The sequence below is a fragment of the Collinsella sp. CLA-ER-H6 genome (genome assembly GCF_040092305.1).
Classification (GTDB): domain Bacteria; phylum Actinomycetota; class Coriobacteriia; order Coriobacteriales; family Coriobacteriaceae; genus Collinsella.
The window spans coordinates 1-11176 of the sequence record NZ_JBBNLS010000027.1; the positions used below are offsets into that span (position 1 = coordinate 1).

At 51.9% G+C, this 11176-nt stretch carries 11 protein-coding genes; all 11 read right to left on the minus strand.

Going from position 1 to position 11176, the window contains the following annotated elements; all coding sequences use genetic code 11:
• The coding region (locus AAAX77_RS09580; protein WP_349106019.1) for an NAD-dependent epimerase/dehydratase family protein at positions 1–151 on the minus strand (151 nt) is incomplete at its 3' end.
• A gap of 12 nt (positions 152–163) precedes the next feature.
• The gene (gene rfbA, locus AAAX77_RS09585) at positions 164–1063 is read right to left on the minus strand and encodes a glucose-1-phosphate thymidylyltransferase RfbA (protein WP_349106042.1); all 900 of its coding nucleotides are present in this window, start codon (positions 1061–1063) and stop codon (positions 164–166) included.
• A 27-nt stretch (positions 1064–1090) separates the two neighbouring features.
• Positions 1091–2506: a hypothetical protein gene (locus AAAX77_RS09590; protein ID WP_349106044.1), complete on the minus strand. Its 1416-nt coding sequence runs from the start codon at positions 2504–2506 to the stop codon at positions 1091–1093.
• 33 nt (positions 2507–2539) lie between these two features.
• Entirely contained in the window at positions 2540–3772 is a 1233-nt protein-coding gene (locus tag AAAX77_RS09595; protein ID WP_349106045.1) for an O-antigen ligase family protein, read from the minus strand.
• A 9-nt stretch (positions 3773–3781) separates the two neighbouring features.
• Positions 3782–4726, minus strand: a complete 945-nt coding sequence (locus tag AAAX77_RS09600; RefSeq protein WP_349106046.1) for a glycosyltransferase — start codon at positions 4724–4726, stop codon at positions 3782–3784.
• Between the two features lie 17 nt (positions 4727–4743).
• A complete protein-coding gene (locus AAAX77_RS09605; protein WP_349106048.1) occupies positions 4744–5961 on the minus strand; it encodes a glycosyltransferase in 1218 nt (405 codons plus the stop codon).
• Complete coding sequence (locus tag AAAX77_RS09610) at positions 5954–7159, minus strand: Coenzyme F420 hydrogenase/dehydrogenase, beta subunit C-terminal domain (protein WP_349106049.1); 1206 nt, start codon at positions 7157–7159, stop codon at positions 5954–5956. Before AAAX77_RS09610 ends, AAAX77_RS09605 begins: the two co-directional genes overlap by 8 nt.
• Positions 7160–7171: 12 nt before the next feature.
• Positions 7172–8290 (minus strand): polysaccharide pyruvyl transferase family protein, encoded by a 1119-nt coding sequence (locus AAAX77_RS09615; protein ID WP_117629447.1) that lies wholly within the window; start codon positions 8288–8290, stop codon positions 7172–7174.
• Positions 8290–9399, minus strand: a complete 1110-nt coding sequence (locus tag AAAX77_RS09620) for a glycosyltransferase family 1 protein (RefSeq protein WP_349106051.1) — start codon at positions 9397–9399, stop codon at positions 8290–8292. The genes AAAX77_RS09615 and AAAX77_RS09620 overlap by 1 nt, the downstream gene beginning before the upstream one ends.
• Positions 9400–10050, minus strand: coding sequence for a sugar transferase (locus AAAX77_RS09625; RefSeq protein WP_349106054.1), 651 nt, complete (start codon positions 10048–10050; stop codon positions 9400–9402).
• Positions 10051–10297: 247 nt separating this feature from the next.
• Positions 10298–10822 (minus strand): hypothetical protein, encoded by a 525-nt coding sequence (locus tag AAAX77_RS09630; protein ID WP_349106056.1) that lies wholly within the window; start codon positions 10820–10822, stop codon positions 10298–10300.
• Positions 10823–11176 lie beyond the last annotated feature (354 nt).

An 11176-nucleotide genomic window follows, 5' to 3' on the forward strand; every position in this document is an offset into this window, starting at 1 on the left:
TGTTCTCGGGGTTGCCGGCGTAGGTCAGCTTGTCCAGGACGGTGACGTGGACGCCCGGGTGGTTGTTCACGACGTAGTGCACGAAGTTGCTGCCGATGAAGCCGCAGCCGCCCGTGACGATGATGTTCTTGGGTTCGAAGATCTCGGACATGAGGGGTTCCTCCTAGTACTCGCGCGGGCTGTTGACGATCTCGCCGGCGGCGACCTTCTTGAGGTGCCGGCCGTAGACCGACTTGCCGTAGGCCTTGGCGGCCTCCTCCAGCTCGGCGGTCGTGATCCAGCCGTTCTCCCAGGCGATCTCCTCGGGGACCGAGACCGGCAGGTCCTGGGAGTGCTCCACGGCGCGGACGAACTCCGCGGCCTCGTGCAGGCTCTCCATGGTGCCGGTGTCCAGCCACGCGTAGCCGCGGCCGAGGGTGACGACGGACAGCGTCCCCTCCTCCAGGTACATCCGGTTGAGGTCGGTGATCTCCAGCTCGCCGCGCGCGGACGGCACCACCTCATGCGCCTTGGCGGCCACGTCGCCCGGGTAGAAGTACAGGCCGGTGACGGCGTAGGAGCTCTTGGGCTCGGCGGGCTTCTCCTCGATGGAGACGGCCCTGCCCTCCCCGTCGAACTCCACGACGCCGAAGCGCTCGGGGTCGTCCACGTGGTAGCCGAACACCGTGGCCCTACCGGACTCTGCGTTCTGGACGGCGCGCGTCAGGTGGCGGCTGAGGCCGTTGCCGTAGAAGATGTTGTCGCCGAGCACCAGCGCGCACGGCTCGCCGGCGATGAAGTCCTCGCCGATGGTGAAGGCCTGCGCCAGGCCGTCCGGGCTCGGCTGCTCGGCGTAGGAGAGATTCACGCCGTAGCGCGAGCCGTCCCCGAGCAGGCGCTCGAAGTTGGGGAGGTCCGTCGGCGTGGAGATGACCAGGATGTCCCGGATGCCCGCCAGCATGAGGGTGGACAGCGGGTAGTAGATCATGGGCTTGTCGTAGACCGGAAGCAGCTGCTTGGAGGTCACGAGCGTGAGCGGGTACAGGCGGGTGCCGGACCCGCCGGCGAGGATGATGCCTTTCATAATAAAATCCAATCCATTTTGATGTAGCTATCGCTGCTTCTTCAGTTTGGTCAAACATGAAGCAACGCTTTTCAGCGCAGAATGATTAAGCAAGAGATAGCCAACGTAGACTAATGCATATAGAATCGCCGCAGTTCCACCAGATAAAAGCTCAGTGAACAAGACAAAAGCGGCTGTAAGAAGGATCTCCTGAAACGGCCTAGTTGAACCAGGGGCGCTAAGCTGTTCGTTCAGATAGAGCTCGGACCACAACGACCTGCCAATAATGCAGATAACGGCGCCACACAGGACGGCGTCGAGTGAGTTAAGGACAAGAACACCGAATATCGAAAAAACAGCGCTACAAATAACAGTGACGACATTCAACTTCAGGAGCAGCTGTTCTTTACGAAGTACCTTGAAATAGGTAGTACAGCAAAGGCTCATCTTCGTATTGAAGACGCATATCGGAAGTAAGAGCGCAAAATATCTAAGGCTCTCGGCATATTGAGGAAGCCACGCCCCCAAAAACCAAACCATAGGGAAATAGAACAAAAAGATTGCAGGAAAAATGAGTTCGATGGCATTTCTTATGCCAATGTAAAAACGAACTCTCTCCTCATCAGAACCTGTCCTAAGAGCAGGAAATAAGACCATGCTCGCCTGCGAGACAAAAGTGATAAAGAAATTGACAAGAGAGAGGGAGAACGAAATTTTTGCAAAGGCGACGATACCCCAAAAATGATCGATAAGAAACCTAGATACCCCGAGGATCAGTGTGTCGGCGATGTTCGCAATCATCAGCTTTACGCCGACGATGATACTGCGGATACCGTCCTTAAGCGAGTTGCCAAAAGACACTGATTTAGCACATAGGATATCCCTGCCCATCCAAGAGCAATATATGAGCGCAATAATCTTCGAAACGAGATACGCGTAGACATAGGGATGGTAGTCCGAAACCTTAAATCCAATTAAAACAAGGAGCGGAGCCAGAAACACCAGCCTGTCTAGCATTGTAGAAAACGAAAATAGCTTAGTTTCGTTCATAGCCTGAAAGACAAAGCCCAAATAACTTGTCAGGTTATAGACGACGGTGTAAAGCGCAAAAGACGCGATAACAAATACTCGATTTGCGTCATCGACAAGAGGCAGCGAAACAAAAGTGATGCCGAGGCAAATCACTGCCTGGAAACAAGCACCGAAGATATACTGGGATTTTATTGAGCTCTTATCGATTTCATCACGAGAGAGACCCCCGTTAATCAAGTAGACACCATCATTCAGGCCAAGGTGAAAAAAGCCGGAATAGGTCGTATAAAACATGAACAGCTGCCAGTATCCATAATCAGCAACACCAACGATTTTCGGCACGAGCAGCGACATGACAACACTGACCGATAGAGAAATAAACTGTGCAGCAAACGCAATCATAGTGTTGCGTGCAATAGACGAATAATTCATTCAACCTCGTTTGTTTAAACTAACATCCTTGATTTATTCAGAAATCAAAAAAGGGCCTGACTCGCACAAATCTGAATACCGAGCACTCGTTCTACCCAGAACGAGTCCACAGGAAGCAAACAAGATGACCGTTGGCACCCACCAACCAAGCTCACAATAAAATATGAGCTCCGCACAGCATATACAGGAAACGGTAAATAGTACTTGATCGAGTTCGCAACCCGACCTGAACGAACCGATGCCAGCGGAAATTATCAAGAATACAAAGCTACAAATTCCAAGAAAACCATATTCATACAGCATTGCAAGGAAACCATTATCCACCGTTGAAAAACCGCTAATTTCAACCGTCGTGCCCAGCATAGTCATGCGACTACTGCCAAAACCATTTCCAGTAAGCCAAAACAGCGGCCTGCTTAAAAAGCTATGAATAATATAGGCAATGGCTCCGGAACGCTGGCTATATGAAACATCAGTTTCAAGCTCACCAAATCGAGAAGCCACAAAGTTAAACAGTCCAAACTTGTAGAGAATGAAAACGAGTAGCAATACAGTTGGAATTAAAAGGGCAATTAAATTCCATTTAGAATACTCGGGGTTCTTTAGGCGAAAGATCAGGTACACCGATGCTAAAGCAATGAGAATAATCCACGCGCTACGACTCTTTGTCAGAAGCAGAGCGACCAAAAGAACTACAGAGTATAAGAGACGTTTCATCCTGCCCGTCTCCAATTTATAGTTGATTACAACAGCAATAACTATCATTTGGCCAAATACGATTGCATGACCGAAAAAACTACGCAGTCGATACAAGGATGGATTATCAATCGTTACAGTTTGCAGAAAAGAAAAGGAACCATTTGTAACCAGTCGTTGACCTAAAACAATTTCAAGGACAAAGCTAAATAGGCAGGCGAACACCATAACGTTGCGAAGCATAAGCAATGCAGACTCAACCCAGTCATCGTTCTTTACTTTACCGTAAATATAACCAAGAAGGATGCAAAAGAAATACGAGCAGACCGTAAGGAGGGATTCATTAATGCTTCGGGACGTAAACGCAATGGCAGAAAAGAAAACCATCGCGCCCATAACGACAATGGGAATAGCGTTATTTAAAAACACTTTGTAGAGGCGCCCAGAAAGAACTTCTTTGAAAACGAGCAATCCTAGAACAGAAAAAAATAGTCCTTTAACGGGAGAAATGACACTTAAGATTGCGGCAAAAATCAAAATAGTGAATTCATTAGTAAATAGCTCAAGCATTCTAAACACCTACTTACTGTCACAGGAACTGATTAAGGCCTTAAAATCACCAAGCAGGGAACGATTTGACAGTTCATACTTACGGTATTTTAGAATGGTGCCTAAATCACTAATTTTTAGGCCACCTACGAGCAAGTGCAAACGGGCATTTAAAACAGAACCGTAATGCTCTATATGCGCAGAAGATATACGATAATCGCCAGGATTACTACTGCAGTATTCTTCTAAAACCTTAGAAAATCTCAAGCACATCCCTATCTCAGCAACACGAGATTTCTTGTCAATATGTCGCATCTCAGTTGCATTAGAGTCATGCCTACGGAACCGAATCAAGGGCTGATTTAGAAGTCTGAGGGTCCCCTTCAGTAATGAGAAGCGCCATAACATACCATCATGCGCAAAATCATCCTGCCAATATGGCATGATTTCCCTTATAAAACTCGATTTAACGGCATACGAACATCCGGGGCGCCGTACCGACATAAACTTGCTATCGAAAACCGGAGTCTCCAAATCGTCCAGAGGTTTGGAATCATCGACGGCACCATAGACTGTTACTTTTTTACCGCCGCTCTCATAAAACGGCTCGACGGCGCAGCTGAGAACCTCAATCGAGGGGTCCTTCTCGAGGATTGAGGACATCACAGCGATTTTATCGGGTTCCCAGATATCATCCTGGTCGCACGGGAAGACGATGCCCTCATCTATAGATGCAAGGTCGAGAAGCCGCTTGAAGCTCATGCGCCAGCCGAAATTAGAGCTGTTCTTGTTGATGGTCCAATTATCGAGCCCATGCTTCTCAATATATTCGCCAATGAGATCGAATGACCCGTCTGTTGAGCAATCATCCGCAATCAGCACTCGGTCCGGAGACACTGTCTGAAGTCTTAAGCTATCTAGCTGCTCAGTAAGATATCGCGTGCCGTTGTAAACTGACATCACAACCGTAACCATTAAAAACCTTCATCCAATTAAAGCTTAGCCATTAGCTGATCGTAAATACCGATAAGACGTTCTACATAAGCGGTCTTTTCGAGGCAGCTGAAGTCCGCCTTCTCAACCGCCCCCCTATAACGCGAGTAAACATCGGGATCGAGCATATTGACCATTGCGGCGGATAGCGACTCGGCATTGCCCGCGCTGAAGACCTCGCCGAGACCTTTCGACCTCACAAAGGAGGCAGCGTCGCCGACATCAGAGACGATGCACGGCAGACCGGCAGCGATCATGGCCTCATAGGCGACAAGCCCGAACGTCTCTCGCGAAACCGAGGGCATAACGATTGCACGTGACCGCGTCATGACGGAAAGCACCTTGTCATGGGGCAGCGCGCCCATGAATTTGATATCCGGATAACTGTCCGACAGCCTCTTCAATTCGGTACCGTCACCGATGACGATAGCGTCCACACCGGCCCTGCTGGCGGCTTCGCAAAATAAATCGCAGCCCTTTTCGGGGCTCAGGCGACCTACAAATAGGTAAGCCGCGCAATCTGCGTCCAATCCATGTTGGATTTTGTTCGCATCAACGTAATTCAAGCAATCGAATCGCCCGGCTTCCCATGCTAGATTGGGCTCAATCAACCGACGGCTGGAATCTGAAACGAAGACCACCGCCGGACGCAGGGCTCTCAAGACATATTCCTGTACAGAAAAGCGAACGGATCGATACATTTTTTGGGTATATGAGCGCTTGTCGCAGTTATGCAGCAGGCACTTTGGGGAACCGGGGGCGATTCCGCAGTTGCAGTGATTCACATAGTCGTAGAGCCCACCGTTGGAACAAACGAGGAAGTACTCATGGGCTGTGATCAGGCACTTGAACCCCCGTCGCCCTATGGCCCTAAATATCGAGGGAGAAAGGGAGTGCGTCCAAGAGTGAACGTGGACGACCGTCGTCTTCGGATCGAGCTGCTTCAGTAGATCATCCAGCGCCGTTTCCGAGCGCCTGTTCCAGATACCCTGGACAGCGCCGGAGACGCCCCCGTTCAGGACGTCGTTCTGCCCGCAATTGACACAAACAACGCCAGATTCGATTAAGGAGGGATCGGGGTCACCCAACGCTGAAAAGAAATAGCTGTTGACACCTATCCTCGCCAGAGCAGCTGCTGTTTCGATTGCGATTTTTGAAGCTCCGCCCCCGATATGGGGACGGTCGCAAATCGTTATCACTGTGGTGAAGTTACTCATGCACGGTCCTAGGTTTGATAGATCGGACAAACCGCTTTACACGCAGGCGCATCGACGGGGGGAGCAGCATTTTCAGACGGTCGAAAAGGGTCGCATTCGGCGCCAGGACGGAATCAAAGACTTGTAATCCTGTAGCCTCGAAATGCTCGATAACGGCATCGCGCCTCTCCTCAAGATCCGAGCGCTTATTAGGATCTTCATGCAGCAGCACATCATCCGGAGCAAGGCCGTTGTTAGAGTAGGCGACGCAATCGCTTATTTCATCGATCAATTTTGCCCCGCGCTCGGTCTTCACGATAACGGCCGAAACACCCTTCTCGGGATGTCCGCAGTCTTGGACAGACTCAGAACGCCAGGAATCACCGAGGATGATGTCGGCAGGACTGTCGCTCCCTCTGAAAGGACAGCCGTAGCAAGACGATCTGCTGATCAGGCCTTTGATGTAGGAACCATAAAAGGGATCGAATGCAGCGGGCCTCTTTATAATCCTGCCGTCGGATAACTCGATTTTTATGTTATGACCCCATCCGAATTTCGATTTATCTCTAAAAGTCAGTGCGGTGACATCGGACTTCTCCCGAAGCTCGAGCCAGTCAACATAGGAACGAAACATGGAAGAGCTTGGTACACCGTGGCAAACAACGCTGACGGTTGCCAGCCCATCCATCGGTTTACCCAAATAGAGACGCAGCGCGGAAACCTGACAAGGAGTACCGCTGAAGAGGACTCGCTTGCCGGATTTGAGATCGCTGAGCACTTCGGGATACGATTCGCTAGCATCGCTCTGGACATATTTGGACTTTTGCAGGAGCGCGATTTCGGCAAGCTCGGATATACCGATATGCCTGACGTGATCGACGCCATCCCAGGCGGCGCCGTAAACGCGCCCGCCGTCCGATAGTATACGTTTCGCAAGAAGGGAGAAGACGCCGCCGGACGAACTTTGCGCGAGCTCGTCCGGGTCATCGCTCTGCAAGACAGCGGCGCGAATGGCCTCCGAGTCCGCGTCGACTTGGTTTTCCGCCGGACAGGTACGCAGGCAAAGACCGCAGGAGGTGCATCTCGCTGCGTCCACCACGGGATATTCGAAACCGTCGGGCGAGGTACGCATAGTAATAGCGGAAAAAGGGCATTTGGCCGCGCAAGCTCCGCAACCAAAGCAGGCCCGGTGAGAAACTGTGTCGATGTTCTTGCTCAAGCTAACTTCCCCCTATTGCTCAAGAGCATCCAAGAGCCATTTTTTCGAAAACGTGATAAGCGACTCCACGTCGGACAGTCGCTTCTCATAGCCCTCAATTTCCGTAGCGTTCATGTGACTGTCATAGCCATCTAGCAGACGATCCTCGGTATTCGAGAGCCTCGAGAGGCTCTCGACTCGAGAGTTTTGAGAGCGCTTGTCGGTCTCCTCAAATCTCTTGAAGCAGTAATAGTCTTTGCGGAAAATTTGAGAAAACAGCGTACCGTGCAGCGAATCGGTTAACACGAACCGCGCGCTCGCCAGATAAGCGAGCCATTCATCGGGACCAAGCCCGTAACGCGGATTGAGCTGCTCGTCGACAGCATTTTTACCTGAACCGACAAGCGTCACGACCTCGCAGCCGAGCTCTTTTGAAATCGAATCGACAGCTTTCCTGTAAAACGGCCTATTCCCAAGGAAATAGCAGACGATTTTCCCGGGCTCAGGACATTTACCGTTGATGAGCGGGGCCCAGTCCTCTTTCGACAGGAGCAGGACAGGGTCCACAACCTGTGAAGGGCGCTCGAGACCGAGGGATTCGACAAAATCCGCGCCCGCATCTTCACGAACAGACACAGAGCTGAACGTTTTAATCAGATCGGTAATGATCTTTTTCTTCCTCTGCGTGGTGCTCGTGACACCGAAGCTGGGTGCATACGCGATTCTCTTATCGCTGTCGCTTAGAAAAGAGAGATAGAAATTCCTATTCAAAAGATAAGGGGACCAGATTTGATCAGATCCGCAGACGTATGCATCGTATTTTCCCCGTAAATCGACCAGTCCGTCTGTATCGACAATCCGATCAGTGGTCTCGATGTTCTGGCTCAAAAAGCGATTGAATACGTCAGCCGTCGAGGATCCGAAGTCATCATGTTCCTTCTTGCGATTGAATAGCTCGCGTGCTTTACCAGCAAATAAATCGAAGGAGTTCCGGTTGATCGCCCAGTTCAGTAGCTTTTCTTTAACGCAGGGAAGATAGTCGGCGTCGACAACGTCATGCCCTTCTGCCTTCAAAAACTGCTGTAGGGCATAAGCCTGAAGCAACGTACCGAAATTTTGATTATGGAGCCACGTTAAAATACAAATATTCATTAATTCACCGTTTCAAATAACTTCAGGTAGTACTCTTCGAGCTTGGGCGCTGCCCTAAAGATGTCATAAGATTCAAGCCCCAGAGATGCTTGGGGATCGGAACGATTAACGACATCTGTGCGTGTGGTAAGGATCGCATTGGACCAGCCCTCAATGCCCGCACTCAACGGAACGAAGCTGCACCGACCGGATAGCGCGACCTCGTTAGGGACCCTCTCAGAGCAGATGCACGGGAGACCGGAGACCTGGGCCTCAATCGCGACCATTCCGAGGCCCTCGTACAGACTAGGGAGAACGAATAAATCAAGCGCCTGATAGACGTCCTGTACATTGGAAATCTGACCGAGAAAACGCACCGCTGACGCAATTCCCAGCGAGCGCGCCTTTTCCTCCGCCTGCGGTCTCAACTTTCCATCGCCGCAGATAACAAGGATGGAATCAGGATTCTGATCATAAACCGCCTTGAAAACATCAAGCAAAAACAGCTGATTCTTCTGGGGGATGAACCTACCGATATTCCCCAATACCAGCGTATCGTCCTGCGCTCCAAGCTCAGCACGTTGCTCATCCCTAATCGATCGATTGAAAGAAAAACTGCTCAAATCGATAGCATTATTAAAGACGGTAAAATGGGATGAGCCGAACAGCCATTTACCGGCATACTCAGTACAGGCCGCCAAATCAGTTGGATACCTTGTCGAAAACAGTTTCAAAAAGCCTTTAAGGGCATTTTTTGCAAACTCGCCTTTGCCGCTCGTCGAGTGGCTGTGGGCGATACGCACGGGTACCCCTGCCTTCTTCGCGGCGCGAAGCGGAAAGACGGAAAGCGCGTTGATATGGCTGTGCACTATCTTCCAGCCCTCTTGCGTAAAGAGGCTTTGAAGCTCTCGCTGATATTCAATCGCATGCTGGTAGGGCGGAATCTCAAAGATTCGACCACCAAGCGATTCGATCTCTTCACGTGGCACGAGCGTCGAATCTGAATCGACAAGAAAATCGAACTGGACTTTACTTCGGTCAATATGGCGATAATAGTTCATGACAACGGCCTCGACGCCGCCGCCAACCATCTTGCCAACAACCTGGGCTACCCTAATCGGTTCAGTCATCTAGCAAGCACCGCCACCGGTAAAGACCTCAACGACTGTGAGGAGAACAATCTTTAAATCGGTGACCACGCCGCGTTTGGCGATGTACTCCAGGTCTCGGCGGACCATGCCGTCGAAGTCGACGTCGTTGCGGTCCGTCACCTGCCACCAGCCGGTGATGCCCGGCTTCACGGCAAGTCGCTGCAGGTCGTACTCGGTGTACTCAGCCACCTCGCGCGGCAGCGGCGGTCGCGGGCCCACAACGGACATCTGGCCCAGGAACACATTGAGAAACTGCGGGAACTCGTCGATGGAGTGCTTGCGGATGAACTTCCCGATCTTGGTAACACGCGGGTCATTCTTCATCTTAAACATGGCGCCGGCAATCTCGTTCTGCCCCTTGAGCTCGGCGAGGCGTTCGTCGGCGTCCTTGTACATGGAGCGGAACTTCCACATGCGGAAGATGGTCAGGCTACCGTCGGGACGGTTCTGGCCCACGCGAATCTGGCTGTAGAAGGGACTACCCTCGCTCTCCAGGCGGATGGCAGCGGCCAGCACCAGACTAGGGATCGCGATGAGAACGAGCACGACACCGCTAAACACAATGTCGAACGCGCGCTTCACTGCCCTGTAGGCTAGACGCGAGCGGTCCCAGTCCATGGTAGATTGCATGGCCTTATACCGGCCGGCGCCCTCGCGCCGGTCCATGGCCTGAGCAATCAGCGCCGCCCCCGCGGCGTATTTGTCTTTGTTACTTCTTTAGCAGCCACAGTCAAACCTACGTCCCCGTTACCCAGGGATCCCCCAATCGGTAAATTCAAAAATGCGAACGAATTGCCAGTGCGACGTCTCCCTTACGTTTTACTGGGAACGTCGAGCGGTAGCAGCTCCCTAAATGTGGAGTCACCCTCGCCCACGTCTACCAGGCACCAGCGCTTATGACGGTCGATCTTTTTAACACGGGCCTCTTGCCCCACCAAGGACCCTGTTCTATGTGCAGTACGCCGTCTTCTATGCGCGCTACGCTGTTGCGCACCACGCCGTCGTCATCCAGCACGCTGCGGTACCAGTCCTGCGCATCGTCCGGCATGGGCATATACGCCCGCTCCCTACTGCCGGCGATGCGACAGCCAAAGCTCAACTGAGCCAAAGCCCTATCGAGCGCGGCAGCATCGTGCGTGGCGACGAAGAAATATTCCTTGTACATGGGTTTGGTTTGGAGCGACCAGGCGCCGTCCCGCTTAAACCAGAACTCCTTTTGCATCACAAAAGCGTCCTGCATCAGCTCGTGCGGGATAATGCAGCGGACCTTTTCGCAGGTCTCGCGCTCTTTTCCCTGGGGGGTGTGGACCAGATACCAGCGGACGCGGCCATGCTGGCTGTTGGTGGTGGCGCCGTTAAATGCGCCCGGCAGCTGCTCTTGGCGCCGTGCCGTCTGCTCCATGTTCTCGCCCCCCCCTCTTTTGGCTTTGCGATGCACGCAAATGCAGGGGCCCGTTTAGAACAGGCTTCTCGCTCGCAGCTAGGCGCAGTCGCAAAAGTACAGGTTTTTATAGAGGGGTATAGAGATGTACCTACTATCAGTACATTTTGCGTAATCTGGGCAAACGCTGATTAATTGCTCGTATAATGTCGTCAGTCGAAAGATACAAAAACCTGTACCTTTTTGAGCAATCAGAACCACCCTTAAAAAGGGTGGTTTGCTCTTAGGGTATAACCCACGGGCCCCGGGCTCGCGTCTAAAGGCGCGGGCCCGGACTTCGTCCAGGCCTAGTGCATCTTGACCCGTGGCGCGCCG

Bases quoted from the DNA above. Each gene is read 5' to 3' on its own strand.
- rfbA (WP_349106042.1), bottom strand. From the start codon at position 1,063: ATGAAAGGCATCATCCTCGCCGGCGGGTCCGGCACCCGCCTGTACCCG.
- AAAX77_RS09590 (WP_349106044.1), bottom strand. From the start codon at position 2,506: ATGAATTATTCGTCTATTGCACGCAACACTATGATTGCGTTTGCTGCA.
- AAAX77_RS09595 (WP_349106045.1), bottom strand. From the start codon at position 3,772: ATGCTTGAGCTATTTACTAATGAATTCACTATTTTGATTTTTGCCGCA.
- AAAX77_RS09600 (WP_349106046.1), bottom strand. From the start codon at position 4,726: ATGGTTACGGTTGTGATGTCAGTTTACAACGGCACGCGATATCTTACT.
- AAAX77_RS09605 (WP_349106048.1), bottom strand. From the start codon at position 5,961: ATGAGTAACTTCACCACAGTGATAACGATTTGCGACCGTCCCCATATC.
- AAAX77_RS09615 (WP_117629447.1), bottom strand. From the start codon at position 8,290: ATGAATATTTGTATTTTAACGTGGCTCCATAATCAAAATTTCGGTACG.
- AAAX77_RS09620 (WP_349106051.1), bottom strand. From the start codon at position 9,399: ATGACTGAACCGATTAGGGTAGCCCAGGTTGTTGGCAAGATGGTTGGC.
- AAAX77_RS09625 (WP_349106054.1), bottom strand. From the start codon at position 10,050: ATGCAATCTACCATGGACTGGGACCGCTCGCGTCTAGCCTACAGGGCA.
- AAAX77_RS09630 (WP_349106056.1), bottom strand. From the start codon at position 10,822: ATGGAGCAGACGGCACGGCGCCAAGAGCAGCTGCCGGGCGCATTTAAC.